This window comes from Mycobacterium sp. (genome assembly GCF_035603715.1).
Taxonomy (GTDB): Bacteria; Actinomycetota; Actinomycetes; order Mycobacteriales; family Mycobacteriaceae; genus Mycobacterium.
In genome coordinates this window covers 1-21,186 of the sequence record NZ_DATNJW010000543.1, presented here as the reverse complement: position 1 = coordinate 21,186, position 21,186 = coordinate 1, and the positions used below count along the sequence as shown (strand labels likewise).

Here is a 21,186-nt window from a genome sequence, read left to right as displayed (position 1 = left end):
GGTCCAGGACCCGAATACATCCGACCTGAATTGACCTCCGGCGGCAACAGCCCGAAATCAAGCACTAGATTCCTCCGTCAGCGAGCCAAGTTTGCGTCTGCCCCGCCACCCACCGCATGCAAGCGGCGGCGTGGGGCGCTGTCATGAACTGGTCAGCAATCGGCGGGTCCTGGTGGATAACCGCCGGATCGATATCGATGTGCGGAACGCGGTATGTGGCCACAGACGAAATGCGCTTTCTTTCCTCGGTAACCCGCAGCATCAACAACATTGAGCGCCGATGCCCATCACTGAACAGTCGCTGGCTGAGACATTAGATGGCCTCGCGCGCGATCCGCGACGACGATGCCGACTATTCATAACTCATCAAGCAGTGTTCATCCGCGATCAACTGTTGTTCAGTTGACGTTCGGTTATGCGCCACCCGGTGGCCGCACTGCGGGCAGCTATCCGGCGGCCGGCGTGAAGGGAATCACGGTCGAACGAAGCTCGAATCGCGTCGGTGCCTCCGCGCCCCCGCGTCCGCCCATGTTGGCGATCGGCATCATCGGCGGCATGGCCGATTGCGTACCTGCCGGCGTCGCCGAGATGGCCGGGGTGCCGGCGACGTGCATCGCCGTTCCGGCGGCGGTGATCGGCGGCGCCGCACCGGTCCAGGCAGATGGCACCGTCAGCGCGCCGACCGAGGTGGCGTGGCCCATACCCGCGGAGAGTGCCGGAGCCCCCGAGCCGACGGCGCCGATGCCGGCCGAGCCCAAGGCGCCGGTACTCGATGTGAGTCCGATCGCGTTCGCGGCGCCCAGCTCGTTGGCGGCCGTCGTCGCGGCTTTGGCGGCGGTCGCCGTACTGCCCGCGGTGAACAGCTTGGACAGCATGCTCATCGGCATCGATGCCAGCTTCAGCGGTGTGCTGAGTTCGTTCATGATCGACGTCGCCGATGTCGAGGACGTCGACGAATCGGTCGCCGTGGCCGCAACGCCGGTCAGGGCTTGCGGCGACGCCAGGCTCTGCAGGGCTTGAGGCATTCCCGAAATGACTTGCGGGCCAGACGACATGATCGTATCGAGATCGGTTCCCCCGGCCATGCCGGCGGACTGGGCTGCGGCGACGGACTGGCTCACCAGGCCGCTCGAGTTGGTGGTCTGCGGCGCCGCAGTGAACGGGGTGACTTGTGCCGCCGCTGCCGAGGCGCCGGCGTAGCCATACATCGCGGTGGCATCCTGGGCCCACATCTCGGCGTAGAGCGCCTCGGTTGCCGCGATCGCCGGGGTGTTCTGGCCGAGGACATTCGTCGCGACGAGCGCCGCTAGCAGGCTTCGATTGGCCTCGATGATCGGCGGCGGAACCGTTGCGGCGAAGGCACTTTCGTAGGCGTTGGCCGCCGCGGAGGCTTGCGTGGCGGCCAGCTGTGCCTGATCGCCGGTGGCGCTCAGCCACGTGACGTACGGGGTGGCGGCTGCGGCCATCGAGATCGAACTGGGGCCGGTCCATGACCCGCTGGTGAGGGTTGAGACGACCGAGCCGTACCCGGACGCTGCCGAGGTCAGCTCCTCAGCCAGCGACTGCCAGGCTGCCGCGGCCGCCAGCATCGAGGACGGCCCGGGACCGGCGTACATCCGTCCGGAGTTGATCTCCGGCGGTAAGGCACCAAAATCCAGCATGTGAGTCCGCCTCAGCTGGCCGCGATTGCGTTGGCGGCCTCGGTGGCCGCGTAGGAGCCGGCGCTGGTGCCGAGTGTGTTGACGAACATGTCGTGGATCGCCGCCGCCTGAGCGCTGATGGCCTGATACATCTGGCCGTGGGTCGCGAATTGGACAGCCGTTAGCGCCGACACTTCGTCGGCCGCAGCGGGTAACACGCCGGTGGTCGGAGCTGCCGCGGCCGCGTTCTGCGCCGTCAGGCTCGAACCGATGCCCTGCAGATTCTCCGCAGCCGCCGTCAATTCGGTTGGCCGCGTGCTCACAAACGACATCTGGCACTCCCTTCCCAACTGGCCTCACCTGTCACTAGTTAGAGACGTTAACTAGGAAAGATGGGCCGTTGACATGCCGAAGCTATGCGTCCGCTATGAAGGGTCCGACGAGCGCGCAACTAGCCGAGCGCTCGAAACCGAGCGCGCCGCCAGCGGAGCGCTTGCGGGTATCAGTCCCGCCAAACGCAAAGATCCCCCGCTCTTGCGAGCAGGGGACCTTTGAGAGATCCGGCTATCGACGCAGTTCCGTGGCGGCAACCTGGACGAACACCCCGGTGTCCTCGGCCATCAGCAGGCCACGACCGCGGGGCAGCGGCCCACCCTTCATCTTGCCCCGGATGAAGCCCTCGTCCGGGTCGGCGTCCATGACCAGCAACGGTGCGTTGGCCTGGGCCAGCGCGCGCAGCATCGGGTCGCTTCCCGCGGACGACCATCCACCGAAGGTACGGGTGACGATCACGTGCAAGCCGACATCGGCAGCCCTGGTCACCCACGGCGCGGCCTTCTGCAGCGGCGAATCGAAGCCCGGCGGCAGTTGCTGAACGTCGTCGATGATCAGGAAGATCTCCGGCCCGCTCCACCAGGCACGGGACAGCAGCTCTTCGGCCGACAGGCCCGGCGGTGGCTCACGGCGGGCGAGTACGTCACCCAGCTCGTTCATCATCGCTGCGACGCCGTCGAGGTTGTAGGCGAACTTCTCGACGTAGTCCGTGCCCAGCGTGGTCAGCAGTTGACGACGAGGGTCGACCAGCCACACCTGTGCCGACGGACGCGAAGTCGGTGCAGCGATGCTGGCTCCCGGCTCATACACCCGCCCGATCTCGGCCATGATGGTTGCCAGCGTCGTGGTCCGGCCACACTCGCGTCGACCCGTCACCATCAGGTGAGCGTTCTCGGCGAAGTTGAGGTAGACCGGCTGCAGGTCCAATTCGTTAATGGCCCAAGCGATTCCACCGGCGCCGACATTCTGGCGCCGATCTGCCTGCGCCAGCGTCCGGACCTGGTCCAGGCCGAACTTCGCGGGAAGCCGCCGCACCGGCGGTGCGTGGCCGACTGCCACCTGACTGACCGCTGCCGCAACACTGTCGGACGCGAACACGTTGTCCGGTGTGTCGCTCAGTGCCGGCCGGGCGACCAGCGTGTGCAGACCCGATTGCGGATCGCTGTCGAGCCGAACGTAGTTCACCGCGACCATGCCGCGACCCGGCTTGACCGGAACATCCTTGGCGAACCGCGAGCGCACCAGCTTGGCGTCCTCGACCGCAGCCAGACGCAGCTCGATCCGGGATCCGAACCCGCTTCGCACCGGCGGCCGCAGCTCGGATTCGCGGTCGGCCGTGGCCACCACGTGGATACCGAATGACGGCCCCTGGTTGATGATCTGGTTGACCTGCTCGATGAGCACCTCGTTCTCTTCGGCGAGCGCCCGGTAGTTGTCGATCACCAGGAAGATGTCGCCGAAACCGTCGTTGGGCACGCGGCCCGCCTCACCGAGGAACTTGCGCCGCCGGAAGACCTCCATCGACGGAACGTCGTACTCGAGGAAGGTGTGCTTGCGCTCACGGAGCAGCGCAAGCAATTCCGCCACCGTGCGGCGTACGCCATACGGATCGGTCGGACCGACGACCTCGCCGACGTGCGGCAACGCGGCCACGGTCGTCAGCGCGGTGCTGCTGTAGGCCAGCACATAGAACTGCACCTGCTCGGGCGTATGGGTCAGCGCAGCCGAGGTGATCAGCGTCTGCAACGCGGTGGTCTTACCCGACCCACCAGCGCCCAGGATCAGGACGTTGGAACCAGGCCCGGAGGTGTCCACCGTCCACGGCGGCTGGTCGTGCTTGAACGGCCGGTCGACGACCCCGACCGGGAACACCAGGTCCAGCGACGTGCCGTACTGCTCCTGCCAAGGCCGGTCGAGGAAGCGGTTGACCAGCTCCTCGATCGGAATCGGCCGGTCCAGCGGCGGCTGCCACAACCGATAAGGCTGGAAGTCGATCCGGCGGAGCTGATCGATGATCACGGTGCCGACCTTCGGCGTCCTGATCGCTTCCTCTTCCTCTTCTTCCTCGGGTGCGCCGGCTCCGTTACCGCCGAAGGCCTCGCCGTTGACGCTGTCGCCGTTGGTCAGCGCGTCGAAGTCATCCGGTCCCGTGACACTGACCTCGATGGGTGTGAAGCCCGTGGTAAACAGTTGCGGCCGAATGTAATCGACGGAATGGGTCAGCATGGCCGGCCCATCGTCGTCGAGCGAAACACCGCGACGATAGTCGCGCCACAAGAATTCGGCCTGGAAGCGGACAATCTCGTCGAGGCTCTTGCGGAAGTACCCGAGACCGGCCTGCGCGGGCAGGTTAACGGCGTTGGGAACACCCGCGGCCTGCGCCGCACCGGCGGTACGCGCCTTCAGCACCAACCGGTAACCCATGTTCTCCATGAGCTTTTCGGCCCGGCTCTCGATCGTCTGCGAGGCCATCATCAGGTGGATCCAGTAGGCACGACCCTGACGGCCGATGGAGTCCAGAACGTCGACAGCTGTCGGCATGATCCGGAACCACTCGTAGAACTCGTCGATCACGACCACCAGCATCGGCAGCGGCGGGATGTCCTGGCCGCGTGCCCGCATTCTGGAGCGCATCTCGTTGTATTCCTTGGCGTCATCGACACCGGCGTTGTCGCAGACCGCCTTGCGTCGCGCGATCTCGCCCCACAGTGAGTCCAGGAAGCGCTCCATCAGCGCCTGGTCCTCTTCGAGGTCGGTGATGATGCGCGACACGTGCGGAACGCCGCCGAACGGCTTGACAGCGGACCCACCCTTGAGGTCAGCCAGCACGAACTGCAGCTCGTCTGGCGGATGCGCCAGCATCAACGATTCGAGAACGGTACGCACCAGCGTCGACTTACCGGAACCGGTGGTTCCCGACATGACGCCGTGCGGACCGTCGCCGCCCTCATCGAGGGACTTCATGTCCAGGAACAGCAGCTCGCCGTTGTCCGATCGGTTACCGAACGGGATCCGCAGCCGCGAGCGGCTCGTCAGGGCGTCGCGCCGACTGCTCCACAACGCGTCGAAGTCGATCTCGGACGGGTCCTCGATCCCGTAGTAGGACAAGATGTCTCGGGCGCCGATCTGCGCGACGCGCTGACCGATCTCCTCGTACGCCTCGGCCAGTCGCCAACGGGCCACCCGCTGCGCGAACTGCTCGGCCTCGGACTCGGTCACGTGGTCGGCGAGGGCAAAGAACCACTTGTTGTCGTCGATCACCATCCAGGTGTCGCGGTCACGGGGCAGTGCCTCGATCACACCGATGTCATTGGTGAACTTCAGCACCCGCTCCGGATTACCGGTCCACAGCGCGGAACCGGTCAGATCGAAGAACGTCACGCCGTCCACACCGTCGACGCTGATGACGTACTCCCACTGCGGGTCGTCGACATCGGCGATGATCACGTGGTGCGGGGTCGGTGTCTCCGCCGACGAGCTTGCGTGCCGCGGCGTGAAAGACCCACGCCCAGCGAACAATTCGGCCTGGTCGGCGGCGAACTCACGGACCGATCCGTACACCATCCGGATATTGCCGGCTGCGTCGCGGCGGCGTGGATCGCCGAAGTGCGGCAGCCACTTGACCCAGTCCCACTTGCTCATGTCGGACGTGACCACGATCATCTGCAGGTGGTCAGGCCCGTGTGAGAAGGCCAACTGGAGGATGAGCGCGCGCATGGCGCCCAGCGTCTGCTCGCGGTTACCGACCAGGGCGTACCACGGCTCAACCAGCAGCGACACCATCTTCGGCAGGTTGTAGATGACGCTCTGGTAGCGACCGAATTCCTGCAGTGCCTTACCCGTGACCGGCTCGAGTTCGATGTCCGTCGGCATGTTCTGCGGCTCGCCCCAGGTCACCTCGGGACGGGTCATGCCCACCCCGATGCGGGCGACGCCGAAGTTGAGGTCCTTGCCGTCCGGTTTGCGCTCCCACATGCGGGGTGAGCCCACCGCGGCGGCCAGCGTCGTCGGCGCCGGGTGGAACCAGCGGTAGTTGGCGTCCATGCTGTCGGCCGACTCGTTCGCGGTCTCCCGCAGCATGTCCAGCATCAGCATGAACTGGGCGCGCATCGCGTCCAGCTTCGGCCGGCTCATCTGCTGCTGGCCACCGAAACGGCCACCGAACATCATCATGGCGACGCCGCCGATCATGAAGATCGGGAAGATCGAACCGGCACCCAGGAACATCCGCGAGCCGTTGGCGACGGTCATACCGACCATGCCGACCAGCAAGCCGACCACCAGGACGCCGACCACGATCAGCCACCACGGCTTACCTTCGGGCGGCGGGACACTCAGCGGTGTCGGAAGGACGATGTTCTCCGGCCTGACGGCAGGCGCGCGTTCGGGCGTTGGGCGTGCGAAACCTTGCTTCACTTGGGTACCACTAACTCTGCGGGGTTCATATCGGTTGGAAGGGTGTCGTGACGCACCAACGCATCGGCGCGAGATAGTGCGGGACCGGGTGCCAGCAGTCGCAATGCGACCCATGGCGCCGGCGACGGCTTGGCCGTCAGCCCCAGTGCGGAGCGGGAATCACGAGTGTTCTCCACGCCGAAGCGCGCACCGGAACTCGTGAGCCACCACAGGGATTCGGACGTGCTCGAACCCGGGTCGTTGCCAGTGACCACGACCCAGTTGCCGTACTCCGGTCCGAAGAAGACGTGATCTGCTTCGCGGCCGGAAGAGTCCGCCTTGACCAGCGACACGACCTTGTCGGTCGAGCCGCTGGGTACCGGAATCGTCGGCCCGGAGATCACCTGGATACGAGCGCGCTCCTCACCGGCGGTCTTCTGCCACCACCAGCACGTCGCGGGATTCTCTTTCAGGTCGATCGGATTGAGCGGGGCGTCCGGGTAGGCCGACAGGTCCAGCCCGTTGACGACCGGCATCCTCGCCAGCGACGCGGGGGCCACGACCACCGGCGAGTTGCCTGCCGGGGTGCCGGCGTTCTGCAGGATCTGCGCGACCAGCGAATTGACCGTCTGCACCCCGTCGGCCAGCACCACTGAATACTGTTGCGGCCCACTGATTTGCGGTGTCACGATCACGGTTCCGATCGGCCCGGGTGCATTGGTGAACGCTGCGGGTTGGCCGGCGCCCGGGACTCTGGGCACGGTCAACTCGGGGCCGACGGGCAGCGAGTCGTACAGCGCACGGCTCATCGGGTGCGCCTGGCTGACGTGCTCCGGGGTCAAGCCCAGCGGCAGCAACACCGCGCGGTTGGCCGAGTCGATGCGCGACCTGCGCCCCTGCCGCACCACGTAGGTGTCCTTCTCGTACCTGAGCACCACGGCCTCGGACCCATTCAGCACGTGGCGACGGTTCGACAGGTCGGGCGTGCCGTCGATGACGGTGACCGTCACCGGCGGCGCAGCGATGCCGGCCATCGGTGTCACCGAGTCGCACACCAGCCACGACGACGTCGCCGGGGTGGTCGGGGTGAACTCGGACGGTGCGCCGGGGATGCCGACCAGCGGGCCGTGCGGCTGCTCGGCGATCTGGCTCCCCCGCACCTTGTGCGGGTTGTCCGCGCGCCCGGCGATCAGCCGCGCGGATGCCAGGTTCAGCGCGGGATACAGCTTGTCGCCGACTCGGACATACAGAGCGCCCGAATCACGGTCGGCGATGATCGGTGTGTCGTTCAGCTGCCCAGAGGGGCTGATGAAGGAGTACAGCAAGGCGCCCAGGCAGATCACCAGGGCGGCCGATATCGACGCCACCACGGCCAGCGTCTGGCGCCGGCCGGGTTCGATTTCCATCCGCACCCGCCAGCGAGTCAACGCCATAGCGGTACGACGGGCCAGGAACTGGTAACCGGTTACCTGGGTCCGGGTAGACAGTCCGAGGCCGTAGCCCGAACCCCGCTGCTGGTCACCGGCCATATTTGCTCATACTCCCAGCCGATCGAGCACCTGAATGCTGTGTAGTCCCACGATTCACACGGATAACGGTAGGGCACCCCAGGCGACCTCGCCAGGCGAATGTTTGGACGCGGCCGCTATTTGCGTACACGCCGGTAGTGGTTTGCGCCACAGTGCCAGTCACCTGCCATTGATTAGGTGGGAAGAATTAGAAGAAATCGTCGCTGCGCATCGTACGGCCCGGAGCAAACCCAGCTCACAGAACAAACGACGCCGAGGTGAACACTCGGGTCGCATCCGGGACATCTCAACAAGCAAGATGTCGGTATGAGCCGATTGGCGCCGTCGTTGGTCGAACTTGCGGCTCGATTCGGGATCGCCACTGAGTACGACGATTGGAGCGGTCGCCGAGTTGGCGTCCCGGAAAGCACCCTGATTGCAGTGCTGGCAGCGCTCGGCATCCCCGCCGCTGACGAGGCGGAACGCAACGCGGCGCGGACTGCGCACGAACGCGCGCACTGGTCGCGCGCTCTGCCGCCGACCATCCTGAGCCAGGCCGGTAAGCAGACCACGTTCTGGGTGCACGTAACCCACGGTCAGCCGGCCGAGGTGTGGGTGGCGCTCGAAGGCGGGACTGTTCGCACCGGGATACGGCAGGTCGACAATTTCACCCCACCGTTCGACCTGGACGGCCGCCGGATCGGCGAAGCGAGCTTCGTGCTGCCCGACGACCTGCCGCTGGGCTATCACCGGGTGTATCTGCGCTCGGGCGAGGACGAGTCCAGCGCCGCGGTGATCGTGACGCCGGCGTGGCTTGGCGTGCCCGAGCGCCTCGGCGCTCGTCGCACCTGGGGGTTGGCCACGCAGTTATATAGCGTCCGGTCCCGCCAGTCCTGGGGTGTTGGCGACCTCACCGATCTCGTTGACCTTGCAGTCTGGTCGGCGTCGGTTTACGGCGCCGGTTACGTGCTGGTCAATCCGTTGCACGCGGCGGAGCCGACCTCTCCGATGGAGCCGTCGCCATATCTGCCGACGTCGCGCCGCTTCGTCAACCCGCTCTATCTGCGCGTCGAGGCCATTCCGGAATTCGCCGACCTGCGTAAACGCAGCCGGGTGCGGCGTTTGCGGCGAGATTTGCAACATCGGGTGGCCGGGCTGGACTCCATCGACCGCGACGCGGCCTGGGAGGCCAAGCGGGCGGCGCTGAAACTCGTCTACCGGGTTCCACGAACTGCCGGCCGCGAACTGGCGTATGCGGCATACCGCGACCGCGAGGGCGTTGCGCTCGACGACTTCGCCACCTGGTGCGCACTGGCCGAGAAGTACGGCGGCGACTGGCACGAGTGGCCCGAGTCTGTGCAGCATCCCGGCGCTGACGGCGTCGCAGAGTTTGTGGCCGGGCATCGAGCGGCGGTGGATTTCCATCGGTGGCTGCAATGGCAGCTCGACGAGCAACTCGCCGCCGCGCAGTCGCGGGCGGTCTCCGCGGGAATGTCGCTGGGGATCATGCACGACCTCGCCGTCGGCGTACATCCCAACGGCGCCGATTCCTGGGCGCTGCAGGACGCGTTGGCCCTCGGGGTGTCCGCCGGTGCGCCACCGGACGAGTTCAACCAGCTAGGCCAGGACTGGTCGCAACCGCCGTGGCGCCCGGACCGACTCGAAGAGCTGGAGTATCAACCGTTCCGCGCCTTGATCCGCAGCGTGTTGCGGCACGCCGGCGGGGTGCGCATCGACCACATCATCGGCTTGTTCCGGTTGTGGTGGATTCCGAAGGGCCAAGCCCCCACCGAGGGCACCTATATCCGCTATGACCACGAGGCGATGATCGGCATCGTCGCGCTAGAGGCTTATCGGGCCTTGGCGCTGGTGGTTGGCGAGGACCTGGGCACCGTTGAGCCGTGGGTGCGCGACTATCTACGGGGACGCGGCGTGCTCGGCACGTCGATTCTGTGGTTCGAACTGGACCGCGATGGTGGAGGCGGTCCGCTGCCGGCCGAGCGCTGGCGCGAATATTGCCTGTCGTCGGTGACCACCCACGACCTACCGCCGACCGCCGGCTATCTCGCCAACGAGCATGTGCGACTAAGGGATTCGCTGGGTTTGTTGACCCGGCCGGTCGAGCAAGAGCTTGCGGCCGCCGAAGCCGAGCGGGCGGCGTGGCTGGCGGAGTTGCGTCGAGTCGGCCTGCTGTCGAAACACGCCGACGTCGAGGAGACCGTGCTCGCCCTCCACAAGTATTTGGGCCGGACGCCGTCGCGGCTGCTGGGCCTTGCCCTGACCGACGCTGTTGGCGATCAGCGCACGCAGAACCAACCGGGCACCACCGACGAATACCCCAACTGGCGGGTTCCGTTGAGTGGTCCCGATGGCCGCCCGGTCCTGCTCGAAGACGTGTTCACCGATCACCGGGCGATCGCCCTTGCCGAGGCCATGCGAGCCCAGACGGCCGCCCGCCCGGCCGAAACCACCTGTTAGCTTCAATTTGCCATGAAGACCGCCAAATTCGCCGTCGTCGCCCCCGTCGCTGCCGGTGTTACCGCAGACCCGGGGTGGATGGCGGCATTCGCCCGCCACGTTGAAGCATGCGGCTTCGAATCGATCATCGCGGTCGAGCACACCGTCCTGGCGACTCGCTACGACAGCGTCTATCCGTACGACCCGTCGGGCCGCGTGGAATTGGCTTCCGACTGCCCAGTCCCCGATCCGCTTGACCTGCTGGCGTTTCTCGCTGCCCACACCAATCGGCTCGGGCTGGCCACCGGAGTTCTGGTGCTGCCCAACCATCATCCAGTCGTGCTGGCCAAACGTGCAGCGACCGTCGACGCGTTGTCGGGTGGAAGGCTTCGGTTGTGCGTCGGTGTGGGCTGGCTGCGAGAAGAGATCGAGGCGTGCGGCACCGAGTTCGAAAGCCGTGGTCGACGTGCCGATGAGCAGTTGGCAGTGCTGCGGGCGTTGTGGGATCCGCAGCTCAACGGCGTCACTCATCACGGCGAGTTCTTCGAGTTCGCGAATGTCGTTTGCAGTCCCAAACCAGTTGCCGGGAAGCATCTTCCGGTGCATATCGGCGGCCACAGTAAAGCAGCGGCTCGGCGGGCCGGTCGCTTCGGCGACGGCTTTCAGCCGTTGGGAGTCACCGGCTCCCAGCTGGAGACGTTGCTGGGGCTGATGCGCGACGAGGCGGCAGCCGCCGGACGCGACCCGGCAGATATCGAAGTGTCGCTGGGTCATTCGGTCACCAAAGTCGACGCCGAACGCGCTGAGCGATTGGTCGCCCAAGGCGCCGGTCGACTGGTGCTGGCCATGCCGCCGACCACCGATCTCGAGCAGGCCAAGGACGAGCTGTCGGCCTGCGCCCAACGGCTTTCGCTGTCGACATGACGCTCAGCGGGCTCGACCGGGCGGCTCTCACCGATCTCGTACACCGTTACGCCGCGGATGTCGATGACCGTCGATTCGATGCTGTCGCAGATCTTTTCACCGAAGACGCGGAGCTGACACTGCCGGACCCGCCGGCGACGTTGGAGCCGGTACGCCAGTTCCGTGGCCGTGCGGCCATCAGAGACGCGGCGGCTACCGTTGCTGCCACAATCCGAACCCAGCACGCCGTTGTCGGCGAGGTCTATGACGCCGGTCCCCGGCCCGGAACTGCCCGCGGGCGCATCGCCTGCATTGCGCATCACTGGATCCAGCACGGGGATCAGCTCCGCGACGTGACATGGCACCTGCGCTACGACGACGAATATCAGTGCATCGACACGAACTGGCGGATTTGCAGCCGCGTGTTGACGATCGACGCCATTGACAACCGGCAGGTGCGGCAGGTGCGAGGCGCGTCTTCGGGCTGAGAGCCGATCAGCCTCTGGTCCCCCGGCGGGCAACGTCTTCGAGTAAATCAGCTGCCCTGGATAGGCTTTCGGCGGGCGTACTCATTTTCGACGCCACCGTGCGGGCCTGCGCGGCGTATTGCGGACAGAGGATCTGCTGCAGGTCGGCGGTCAGCGAATCCAGGGTGCTGTCCGAAAAGCCTCTTCCAAAGCCGACTTCGAGGTATTCGATGGCCGCCGCCCACATCGGCTGATCGAGCCCGTTCCAGAGGATTAACGTCGGAGTTCCGGCGCGCAGGCCGGCGGCCGTCGTGCCGGCGCCGCCGTGGTGCACTACCGCGCAGCAGGCCGGGAATACGGCCGCATGACTCACCTCACGCACGACTTTGACGTTCTCTGCATTCGGGACACCACCGAAGTCGTTCGCGCCCATGCATATCAAGGCTCTAACGCCCGCCCGCGAACACGCGGCGCCGATCACGGCGATCGTGTCAGCCGGCGCGGCCATTGGGGTGCTGCCGAAGCCGAAATACACGGGCGGCGGTCCAGCAGCGATCCACGACAGCGCCTCGTCGTCGGTGTCGGTGGGTAATTGGAGCGTCAGCGCTCCGACGAACGGCCGCCGATCGTCTTCAGCCGCCCATTGAGCCGCCAACGCGGGCAGGCAAAGCTCCTCGTACGCCTGGATCTCCAGCGGTCGCTCGCCCGGTCGCGGTTCATCGGGCAAGCCGAGCGCCTTGCGCTGGGCGCGATCAGTGTGCGTCGTCGCGCCGCCCTGGGCAGATTCGGACTGCAAGATCTGCGACGGAAAGAAGTGCAGCGCCGCCAGCGGAATACTGCGGTACTCAGCGACATTGGCGGCCGGCACCTGCTCGGTCATCCCCGCCACCAACAGGTCGGCGTCATCGGTCAAAGACGCCAAAGTCGAATGCTTCTCCGCCACGACCTGAGCAACGTATTCGACGGCTTGTGGGATTGCGCCGGCTGGGTTCTGCAGCATCCGGGTGAAGTCCTCGTCACCGAGGAGTTCCTGCCAATCCCGTCCATACGGGACCCAAACAAGATCCGCCGTCTCGACGTACGCCCGCATATCCGGCGACACCGTTGCAGCCATGCGTACCTCGTGACCTCGGCGGAGCAGTTCCGCGCCGACGGCGATAGCAGGCTCGACATCGCCACGGCTGCCATAGGCCGCCACGACGATCTTCATGGGAGGAACCTAACTTGCCGTGCAGCGGCTCAGCTAATTTTCGGTAGCGGAATACCCTCGCTGGTCGAGAACGCGGCGTCGCTTTGCGTCGAGAGCCCCAGCGAGACGATCGAACGGGCGAACAGCGCGTCGGTGAGATACGCCAGCGCAACAGCCCATCGGTTGACCCCGCGAGGTATCGCATACAAGTGGTAGGCGCGGGTGACGAATTTGGCCGGGAATCCCGACAGTTGGATCTTCAGCGGGTTTGCCACCGCCTGATGCGGCCCCAGGTCGACCACCAAACCCATGTCATGGTGCTTGTACTCTCGTTTCTTCCCGCGCCCGAGGCTGGCGGCCACGTTGTTGCCCAACACTTTTCCCTGTCGGATCGCGTGCTGGGCGGTCGGTGGAGTGATCTTGCCCGGTTGGGTCACGTCCGGCACCGCGGCTGCATCGCCGGCCGCGAACACGTCGGGATGGCCGGGCACCGCGAAATCGGTCTGCACTTTCAGCCGGCCCTTCTCGGTCGGCAGTCCCAGCTTCTGGATCAGCGGGGCGGCGGTTACCCCGGTAACCCATGCGACCGTGTGGGTGTCAACCCGCGAATTGTCACTGAGTACAACGTGGTCCGGGTGAACCTCGTTGAGCGTCAAGCCCAATCGGACATCAACTCCGCGTCGGTGCAGCACTTTCCTCGCGCGGGCCCCCAGCTTTTCGCCGACTTCAGGCATCACCTGCTCGGCGAGGTCCAGCAGTATGAACTTCACTTCGGCAGGGTCGAAGTTCATCTGCTTGGCCGCAGCGTAGGCCAGTGCGCGCATTTGCAGGATGAGCTCCGTCCCGGAATACGATGCGCCCACCACGACGATGGTGCGCCGAGCTCGCGCGAGTTCGGCATCCTCGTCCACGGTGGACAACTCCAATTGCTCCAGCACGTGGTCACGCAGGTAGAGGGCCTCCGCCGTCGACTTCAAACCCCTTGCGTACTGGGCTAATCCGGGGATATCGAACAAGCGGGTGACCGATCCCGGCGTCAACACCAGCCGGTCCCACGACAACGAACGGGGGCGCTGCTCGAGGTCGGTGAACTCCAGGCGGTGCTGCGCTAAATCGACACTGTCGACGCGCCCGCGAATCTTGCGTACACCACGGAGGCTCCCCGCGAGCGGGATCGTCACGAATCGTCCGTCGACCACTCCTCCGGCCACGTCCGGCAGCAGCGGCGTGTAGAGCATGTAGTCCACCGGCGAGATGATCGTGATGTCGACATCGGTTTTGCGCAGTCGGCGGGCCAGCCGCCGCGCGCACTCGAAACCGGTAAATCCACTGCCCACAATCACGACCGACGTCACCGTGTCCATGTTGCCACCTGACGGCAACCACAAACCGACTTCTGAGGGGCCGCTAGCTGCAAAGCAGTTTTCTCGCTGGCAAATCCGGGTAACTCATCTGAACGCTTGTGAGTCGAGTGAGACCGGAGGAGTAACCCATGGGAGACGACGCGAGCGATCCCATCGACCATCACCGGACGACGCAACCCCTCGCCGGCGAGACGATGAAGAACACAGCGAAGGCGCCGGGTTTGGTTTTCGTCGCGGTGGCCGTGGTGGCCTTTGTGATCTGCCTGGCCGGTTTCGCCGTCCGGCAAGTCAGCCTTGGAGTTGGCGCCGCGATTGTCGCCTTGCTTGGCGCCGGTGCTGCGCTGGCCTGGTTGACCATGGAAGGGCGGCGAGTCCGCCAGGTACAACGGGACTGGAGCAGGACCCATCACGACGTCGGGTAGCGGCGTTGGCTACTCCAGCTCGGCCAAGTTGCAGACAGACTTACGGACGTCCGACTTGATGATTCGTGCCACCAGGCGCCCCAACGGCCCGTTGAGTAGACCACCGCCGAGGTCGGCGGTCAGATGAAAGGTGGATCCCGGGTGATCGTCGGTGACCTTCATGCCAACCGTGATTTGTATCCCGCCACGTCCACGGCCGGATAACTCGATCGCTTTCGGCTCGTCGTATTGCGTGACGGTCCAGTGGATGACGTTGCGGAATCCCTTGACCTTGATGAGCGACGAGACACAGGTGCCTTTTTCGATCTCCTCGGGGACCTCGCCGCGCCAGCCGCCGAATATCGTCATCCAGTCGCCGAACCGGCTGAGGTCTGACGCCAGCTTCCAGGCGGATTCCGGCGCAAGCTTCGACGAGGTCGAGATATCCACCTGTGCCATGTGATCTCGCTCTCCCGTGATGTGAATACCGCCGCATGCTGGCCCTGCATACCCTGGGAAGCCCGCTCGATAAACCGCGGATCCCCAGATCAGATACCTTTCCAGGTCTGATCGAGTTGCTCGGCCACGTCGATGACTTGTGCCGCTTGGGATTCGGGCGTATCGATTTCGTCGTTGACGTATTGCGCGATGAAGCGCCGGATCTCCCCGTCGACGCCGGCGACGACGCGCAGCAACTCCCCACGAATACTTTTCGACGACACGTGAACAGTGATGTCCGATGGGCGTGGCTTGGCGACGTCGACAATCAGCAGCAGCGGCTCAGCCGCGCGCGCGGTCGCGCTCAGCCCGATGTCGCCGTCGACCGTGAAGCGCTGCTTGTCGATTCTGATGTCGACAAGCAGGTCGATGAGCAGCGGGATGTGAATGTCAAAAGTAATGCTGTCGTCGACGTTGCGGGTGACCTGCGGTTGCTTGATGGTCACGCTGGCGCTCACTTTGGCGATCTTGCCCGGACCTTGAGCCATCGGGGGCATGTCGAAGTTGTTGCCCGCGATCGCGGCGAACGCCGCGCCGACGCGCTCTTCGGTCACGGCCACTTCGAAGAATCGCCGCCCAAACGTCTCGTAGCTCACGTACTCCAAGCCCTGCATAAGTAAATACCGTCTCACGTGGCGTTCCGAGACTGCGGCTGATCCCATCGTGTCGGGCACGCAAGGCGTTAGCCGCATGCCGTCGCTGGGTAAACCTGTGCGGATGAAAGTTCAACGAAGCTGGACGAGTGTCATGCTTCTCCGATCATCTGTCCGGCCCTAGCGATCGGTTCGAATGAGGCTGCGCAAGAGTACGGTCGGTGGCCCGGGAATTCGTCGTGTCCGTCGCGGCCGTGGCTTTTCTTACTTAGACAATGACCGGGATCGCGTCGACGACGATGAGGTGTTGGCGCGCATCGAGGCGCTGGTCATTCCGCCGGCATGGAAAGACGTCTGGATTTCGCCACACCCGAATGGACATATCCAGGCAGTCGGCACCGACGTGGCCGGCCGCCGGCAGTACCTCTACCACGAGCGCTGGCAGACCGAGAGATCCGAGGAGAAGTTCGACCGGGCGGTAAGCCTGGCCAAACAGCTGCCCGGCTGGCGGCTTGATCTGCTGGTCGACTTGCGGCGACGCGGACTGGGACGAGATCGCGTGTTGGCCTTGGCGCAGCATCTGATCGACCAAGGCTATTTCCGGGCCGGTGGCGAGGAATACGTCGAGGAGAACGGGAGCTACGGACTGTCTACACTTCTGCGTGATCACGTTCGATTGCGAAGCGATACCGTCGAATTCGATTACCCGGCCAAAAGCGGTGTGCGTCGCACAGTTTCGTTAGACGATCCTCTGGTTATTGGGGCGGTCCGGTCGCTGCTCCGAGCCGATACGACCAGTGACCGGCTACTCATTTATCGCGCATCCGACGGTTGGTCCGAAGTCCACGCCGATGACATCAATACCCGGTTTCGAGAGCTGGTCGGCGAGGAATTCAGCGTCAAAGACATACGGACCTGGCATGGCACCGTGCTGGCCGCCGAGGCTTTTGCCATCGCGCGTGACCCGAAATCAAAGACGGCACGCCGTCGTGAAGAAGCGGCCGTGATGCGAGCGGTGGCGGATCAACTAGGCAATACCCCTGCGGTGGCTCGGGGCTCCTACGTAGATCCACGTGTCGTTGCGGCGTACGAACAGGGCGTCACTATCGCTTCGGCACTGCGCCGGTCCAAGCGCAAACGAACGCCGGAGGCACGGCGCGAAATCATCGAGCAGGCAACGGTGAAAATGATCAGGCGTATCGGCCGCAGTTGAGTTGTCGCCGCCAATTTTGGTCGCCGCAACCTCGCGAACGCGACCCGACGGCGGTAGATGTCTGCGCGGGGGTAGATGTGAGAGAATTCAGCCGTCGCACCGGTGCGATCCGGTATTGGCATTCGGTTGCATATGTGAACCGCACCACACCCCCACCCAAAGATTCGATATCCACGGCCGTGCCCGTTCTGGTCGGCAGATTCTGGAGGTACCTGACTCCGATGTGCGCGCATCAAATTGCTGAGCCACGAACCCCAGGCTGGTCGATGTCGGCCCTGCTCACCTGGCTGGGCGGAGGCGACCGTCTTGAACTCAACGAACGTCACGAGCGGTCCGCCCACGCGGCCGCGGGCGTGATTGTGGTGGTCAATGTCGTATTGACCTGGTTGGTGACGACCCTCGCTGTGATCCCGACGGTGCACGTGTCGGCGCTGGTCGTGGTCCCGTTCACCTTGGTATTCGCCCTATTAGTGGGGGCGACGGCTCGCGCGATCGCGACTAGGCCGACACGCGGTGCTGGCGGACGCGGAGCGACGGCGCTGGCGGTGGTCTTGGTGATGGCTTTGGGTGGGGTCGTCGGCGAATTCGCGGCGCTCGCGCTGTTATCCGGCTCGATTGATCGCGTGATTCACCAACAGGCCGCGCGCAACGCCGCTTCGGCGCCCGCCGTTGTCCAACAATCGACCAACCTGCAGCAGATGCGCGAGGCACGCGTCGCGCTCGACCAGGCCGTTGACACGGCCCGTGCACACCGTGACGAGGCCCTTATCGTCGCCCGCTGCGAATACCATCCGACTCCGGCGTGTCCGCAGACCCGGATCACCGGCGTACCCGGTTCCGGACCCGAAACCCGAACGGCCAATGAGCTTCTCGCAGACTCTCAGCGAGAACTTGACCAAGCCGTCGCGGCCCGCGACCGGCGAGTTCTCGGGCTGGAGGACCAAATCAACCACGGCGAGCGGGCGCTCGACGAAGCGCGTCAGAGCGCGATCGCGGACGTGGACCGAGGTTTGGGATCGCGCTGGGTCGCGATGCAGCAGTTGACGTCGGCCGGCGCAGGCACACTGGCGCTGCGCTTGCTAACGGTCGGGTTCTTCATATTCCTGGGCGTATTGCCACTGATCCTGCGACGGTGGCGCGGGGACACGAGCCATGACCGCCACGCTCAGGCCCGCGCCGAACGTGAGCGCGCCGAGTTGGTAGCCGATACAGCGATCGCCGTAAAGCGAGCGGAGGTGCGTGCGGCCGCCGAAACCCTTTGGGCCGAACAGCAACTCGAACAAGCCCGGCTGGCCGTCGAGGCACAGACGGAAATCGACCGCGCGCAGCTACGTCATCGGGTGAACGCCGCGATCGAGGTCACAACACCTGACCCGGAACCGGTGGACGACGACATCTATTTGCCGATCGCCGCCGAGGCGCATGCAGCGAGTCTCGCCGCTCCCGCGTCGGCGAACGCTGAGGTCAGCGAGGCGAGGAATTTACCGGCAATTGTCGAACCGCCTGATATGCCCGCCACACAGTCGATTCCAACGATCCCCGATGTCACCAGAGCAGCGGCTCGCTGGATCCGTCCGCTGGTGCCGAATTTCGTAGCCCGCGCGATCGACACGTCAACGCATCCGCTTCGCACCGCGCGCCAAGTCATCGAGGAGTTCGAGGAAATCACGTTCTCGCTCAAAAGAACTCACAGGATCGCTGTCGAAACGGAGGAGGACACTGGCGCGTCATCCGCCTACAGGTCGGTCTCGGTCCATTCGCCCGACGATCGCGACGGCAGCGACCTAGATGCGGGCGCTGCTGCGGCCCAGGCGCTTTCGGCGCAGCGTCCATCGACGGGGCGGGCGAAAGACCATTCGGTGATTTCCGGAAGCCGGGAAACGCAGCGCGAATTGGCCGATCCTGACCGGCCTGCTGAGCTGCGTGCGCCCGACGGCCCGCGACAATTGCCACCTGCTCAATAACCAAAGCGCAGAACGCAGTCCGGCAACCTGCATGAAACTTGACGAATAGTCAATGCGAACCGCGTCGCTGGCCTGCGTAGATGGGCCTAAGCAAGGTGCTTAACCGAGATTTCGCTCACAGCGATAGATAACACTTTGCTAAACAGGGCTTTTGGCTTAAAGTTGCTGCATCTGGGACATTGCTCAGCGAAAAGTCAAGGACGGGTCACGATTTCGCACGGGCAAATTGACGCCTTGGAAACCCTTATCTAGCAGGGCTTTTAGCAAGCGCATGTAACCTATGTCATCTATTGATAGCAAAAGTGATGGCGCGCACAAATTTTGGTTGACTATTGATCTTGTTTGTAACGTCCCCGTTCATGTTTGTTTTAGCGACACTTATGGGCCTGATTGAGCAAATGTCAGGCACGCCGTACAGCCACGGTTACTCCGCCGCCGGAACCGACTGCTCGGGTCTGGCCTCCTTGGTTTCCAATGTGGCGACCGACCGGCCGGCGTTCAGCGGACGGTTCAATACGGGCAATGAAGAGTCAGCGTTGTTGGCGCGCGGCTTCCACTACGGGACCGCGCCCGGCGCTCTCGTGATCGGCTGGAACGGCGGCCACACCGCGGTGACGCTGCCCGACGGGACTCCCGTCTCCAGCGGCGAAGGCGGTGGCGTGCGCATTGGCGGCGGTGGGGCCTACCAGCCTCAGTTCAGCCACCACATGTACCTGCCGGTCGACGGCGACGCCCCAGGCGATGCCCCGGCTCCGGTCCTGGTGAACATAGTGGCCCCTGCGCCGCCGGCTCCGGACGCCGCCCCGGCCGATGCTCCGCCCCCGGCTCCCGATGCCCCGCCCCCGCCGCCGGCTCCGGACGCCGCCCCGGCTGGTGCCCCGGAGAACGTAGCGCCCGCGCCCCCAGACGCTGCTTAGGCGCCGTCAGGCCAAGAAGCGCTCGCGATAGCGGGCGAACCGGTCGGGCAGGTCGCGCTCGTCGAGTCCGAACATATCGGCCGACGTCGCGATGCTGCCCAGCCGTCCACGCTGGTGTTGTTCCAGGTAATCGGCGATCGCGGCGCGGGCCGGCCCCGTGAGTGGTTCGCCGGCAAGCTCGTAGATTCGTTCGGCGGTCCCGAGTTCGTCGGACATGAACTCGTCGAAGCGCACGTCGATCGCGCGCGTCGGCGGGATGACGTCGCGGTCGCGCACGAGGGCGTCGAGCATGTGTTGCAGGCGGTCCGCCCACGACGCGGCGATCTCGTGCACGGGTACCGGAGAACGATGCATCCGGGCGGTATAGGTCAGCATCGCCAGCATCGACAGCACCACCGGCACTGGGTCGCGATGGGTGCACACCACAACCACGCCTGGGAAGACGGCATCCAGCACCGGCAGCTGCTCAAGGTGCTGCGGTGACTTCAGCAGCCACCGACGGCCGCCTCGAAGGAATACCAGGGCCTTCAACTGCAGGCGCAGGTGCTCGTAGGACGAGGTCTGATCGTGGGCCAAGTAGTAGTCGCGCCAGCGCGGCACGTGACCCAGCGTCTCGAAGAGCATCGTGGAGAAGTCATTGGCCAGCAGCTGGATCTCTTCATGGACGTGATCGGTAGTCATCTCGTGCATGAGTGGAAAGTGCGGCATCGCAGCGTTCATGAACTCGACAGCGGCATCCATGCGTGCCCTGCGCGGATCAGGCTCGAGCCCCAGCTCGGCGGGCAACGGAAAAGGCTCGACGCTTTCCCAGTACGGGATAGTGCGGAACGTCGGGCCGGCTGCCAGCAGGTTGTGCAAATGGGTGGTGCCGGTGCGCGGCAGTCCCGCGATGACGACCGGCGGCAGCAACTCGATATCCCGGATTTCGGGATGCCGCGCGAGTAGATCGTTGAGTAGCAGTCGATTCTTCAGCGACTGCAGCACCTGAGCGTGGAAATTGACGATCCCGGGGCCGTGCAGGCCGTCGATCTCGCGCAGCGCCGCCAGGTAGACCTCCAGACGCTCCCGGTAGTCGTCAGGACCGAAGTCGGCCAACCCGGTCTCGGCCGTGGCTTTGGCGTGTAGCGCATCGGCGTCCAGGGGGCAGTCTGGCGCCATCGTGGCCATCAACTCGCGGATCTGGTCGATCTGGGGGCTGAAGCACGGCTCGGCCAGGTCATCGAGATGCACGGGTGTGGCAGCGGCTTCGGTCACGGCGACTTATGTTACTCTGAGTTTCGTAATGACGACAGAGCTTGGCCGCCCCCGCGACAAACGCATCGATAGCGCGGTCATGCGCTCGAC

The 21,186-nt window shown here is 65.0% G+C and carries 16 protein-coding genes; 7 read left to right on the top strand and 9 right to left on the bottom strand.

Translation table 11 applies throughout. The features are described from left to right. Nucleotides 1-446 precede the first annotated feature (446 nt). The 4 genes from VN856_RS22520 to eccB form a co-directional block, all read right to left on the bottom strand. Nucleotides 447-1,658, bottom strand: coding sequence for a PPE family protein (locus VN856_RS22520; RefSeq protein ID WP_414687025.1), 1,212 nt, complete (start codon nucleotides 1,656-1,658; stop codon nucleotides 447-449). Between the two features lie 14 nt (nucleotides 1,659-1,672). After that, entirely contained in the window at nucleotides 1,673-1,972 is a 300-nt protein-coding gene (locus VN856_RS22515; protein WP_325693166.1) for a PE family protein, read from the bottom strand. A 232-nt stretch (nucleotides 1,973-2,204) separates the two neighbouring features. Next, entirely contained in the window at nucleotides 2,205-6,389 is a 4,185-nt protein-coding gene (gene eccCa / locus VN856_RS22510; RefSeq protein ID WP_325693163.1) for a type VII secretion protein EccCa, read from the bottom strand. Beyond that, entirely contained in the window at nucleotides 6,386-7,897 is a 1,512-nt protein-coding gene (eccB, locus tag VN856_RS22505) for a type VII secretion protein EccB (protein WP_325693161.1), read from the bottom strand. Before eccB ends, eccCa begins: the two co-directional genes overlap by 4 nt. 306 nt (nucleotides 7,898-8,203) lie before the next feature. Between eccB and malQ the strand changes: the two genes are divergently transcribed. Genes malQ through VN856_RS22490 form a run of 3 tightly spaced genes read left to right on the top strand, consistent with a single transcriptional unit; the run spans nucleotide 8,204 to nucleotide 11,724 of the window. Beyond that, nucleotides 8,204-10,354: a 4-alpha-glucanotransferase gene (malQ, locus tag VN856_RS22500; RefSeq protein ID WP_325693158.1), complete on the top strand. Its 2,151-nt coding sequence runs from the start codon at nucleotides 8,204-8,206 to the stop codon at nucleotides 10,352-10,354. A gap of 12 nt (nucleotides 10,355-10,366) precedes the next feature. Continuing rightward, nucleotides 10,367-11,257, top strand: a complete 891-nt coding sequence (locus VN856_RS22495; protein ID WP_325693155.1) for an LLM class F420-dependent oxidoreductase — start codon at nucleotides 10,367-10,369, stop codon at nucleotides 11,255-11,257. Continuing rightward, the gene (locus VN856_RS22490; RefSeq protein WP_325693152.1) at nucleotides 11,254-11,724 is read left to right on the top strand and encodes a nuclear transport factor 2 family protein; all 471 of its coding nucleotides are present in this window, start codon (nucleotides 11,254-11,256) and stop codon (nucleotides 11,722-11,724) included. The genes VN856_RS22495 and VN856_RS22490 overlap by 4 nt, the downstream gene beginning before the upstream one ends. A gap of 7 nt (nucleotides 11,725-11,731) precedes the next feature. Here VN856_RS22490 and VN856_RS22485 read toward each other — a convergent pair whose 3' ends face one another. Together VN856_RS22485 and VN856_RS22480 are read right to left on the bottom strand one after the other, a co-directional pair. After that, nucleotides 11,732-12,913: a glycosyltransferase gene (locus VN856_RS22485; RefSeq protein WP_325693150.1), complete on the bottom strand. Its 1,182-nt coding sequence runs from the start codon at nucleotides 12,911-12,913 to the stop codon at nucleotides 11,732-11,734. Between the two features lie 29 nt (nucleotides 12,914-12,942). Beyond that, on the bottom strand, nucleotides 12,943-14,247 hold the full coding sequence (locus VN856_RS22480) for an NAD(P)/FAD-dependent oxidoreductase (protein WP_325693172.1): 1,305 nt from the start codon (nucleotides 14,245-14,247) through the stop codon (nucleotides 12,943-12,945). Nucleotides 14,248-14,384: 137 nt separating this feature from the next. On the opposite strand from VN856_RS22480, the gene VN856_RS22475 reads away from it, so the two are divergent. Next, entirely contained in the window at nucleotides 14,385-14,678 is a 294-nt protein-coding gene (locus VN856_RS22475; protein WP_325693147.1) for a LapA family protein, read from the top strand. Nucleotides 14,679-14,687: 9 nt separating this feature from the next. On the opposite strand, the gene VN856_RS22470 is transcribed toward VN856_RS22475, so the two are convergent. Beyond that, complete coding sequence (locus VN856_RS22470; protein ID WP_325693145.1) at nucleotides 14,688-15,116, bottom strand: type II toxin-antitoxin system Rv0910 family toxin; 429 nt, start codon at nucleotides 15,114-15,116, stop codon at nucleotides 14,688-14,690. Nucleotides 15,117-15,205: 89 nt separating this feature from the next. Then, nucleotides 15,206-15,769, bottom strand: coding sequence for a hypothetical protein (locus VN856_RS22465; RefSeq protein ID WP_325693142.1), 564 nt, complete (start codon nucleotides 15,767-15,769; stop codon nucleotides 15,206-15,208). Between the two features lie 175 nt (nucleotides 15,770-15,944). On the opposite strand from VN856_RS22465, the gene VN856_RS22460 reads away from it, so the two are divergent. The 3 genes from VN856_RS22460 (at nucleotide 15,945) to VN856_RS22450 (ending at nucleotide 19,842) form a co-directional block, all read left to right on the top strand. Next, nucleotides 15,945-16,961 carry a DNA topoisomerase IB gene (locus tag VN856_RS22460; RefSeq protein WP_325693139.1) on the top strand — a complete coding sequence of 339 codons (1,017 nt, stop codon included), beginning with the start codon at nucleotides 15,945-15,947 and terminating at the stop codon, nucleotides 16,959-16,961. Between the two features lie 221 nt (nucleotides 16,962-17,182). Then, a complete protein-coding gene (locus tag VN856_RS22455; RefSeq protein ID WP_325693135.1) occupies nucleotides 17,183-18,925 on the top strand; it encodes a DUF4407 domain-containing protein in 1,743 nt (580 codons plus the stop codon). Nucleotides 18,926-19,284: 359 nt separating this feature from the next. After that, nucleotides 19,285-19,842, top strand: coding sequence for a peptidoglycan endopeptidase (locus VN856_RS22450; RefSeq protein ID WP_414687023.1), 558 nt, complete (start codon nucleotides 19,285-19,287; stop codon nucleotides 19,840-19,842). A gap of 6 nt (nucleotides 19,843-19,848) precedes the next feature. Here VN856_RS22450 and VN856_RS22445 read toward each other — a convergent pair whose 3' ends face one another. Further along, nucleotides 19,849-21,072, bottom strand: a complete 1,224-nt coding sequence (locus tag VN856_RS22445) for a sulfotransferase family protein (protein WP_414687024.1) — start codon at nucleotides 21,070-21,072, stop codon at nucleotides 19,849-19,851. Nucleotides 21,073-21,186: the final 114 nt, after the last annotated feature.

What these genes read in the sequence shown, in the direction of transcription:
- VN856_RS22515 (WP_325693166.1), bottom strand. Translation starts at nt 1,972, where the DNA reads ATGTCGTTTGTGAGCACGCGGCCAACCGAATTGACGGCGGCTGCGGAG.
- eccB (WP_325693161.1), bottom strand. Translation starts at nt 7,897, where the DNA reads ATGGCCGGTGACCAGCAGCGGGGTTCGGGCTACGGCCTCGGACTGTCT.
- malQ (WP_325693158.1), top strand. Translation starts at nt 8,204, where the DNA reads ATGAGCCGATTGGCGCCGTCGTTGGTCGAACTTGCGGCTCGATTCGGG.
- VN856_RS22495 (WP_325693155.1), top strand. Translation starts at nt 10,367, where the DNA reads ATGAAGACCGCCAAATTCGCCGTCGTCGCCCCCGTCGCTGCCGGTGTT.
- VN856_RS22490 (WP_325693152.1), top strand. Translation starts at nt 11,254, where the DNA reads ATGACGCTCAGCGGGCTCGACCGGGCGGCTCTCACCGATCTCGTACAC.
- VN856_RS22485 (WP_325693150.1), bottom strand. Translation starts at nt 12,913, where the DNA reads ATGAAGATCGTCGTGGCGGCCTATGGCAGCCGTGGCGATGTCGAGCCT.
- VN856_RS22475 (WP_325693147.1), top strand. Translation starts at nt 14,385, where the DNA reads ATGGGAGACGACGCGAGCGATCCCATCGACCATCACCGGACGACGCAA.
- VN856_RS22470 (WP_325693145.1), bottom strand. Translation starts at nt 15,116, where the DNA reads ATGGCACAGGTGGATATCTCGACCTCGTCGAAGCTTGCGCCGGAATCC.
- VN856_RS22465 (WP_325693142.1), bottom strand. Translation starts at nt 15,769, where the DNA reads ATGCAGGGCTTGGAGTACGTGAGCTACGAGACGTTTGGGCGGCGATTC.
- VN856_RS22460 (WP_325693139.1), top strand. Translation starts at nt 15,945, where the DNA reads ATGAGGCTGCGCAAGAGTACGGTCGGTGGCCCGGGAATTCGTCGTGTC.
- VN856_RS22455 (WP_325693135.1), top strand. Translation starts at nt 17,183, where the DNA reads ATGTGCGCGCATCAAATTGCTGAGCCACGAACCCCAGGCTGGTCGATG.
- VN856_RS22450 (WP_414687023.1), top strand. Translation starts at nt 19,285, where the DNA reads ATGTTTGTTTTAGCGACACTTATGGGCCTGATTGAGCAAATGTCAGGC.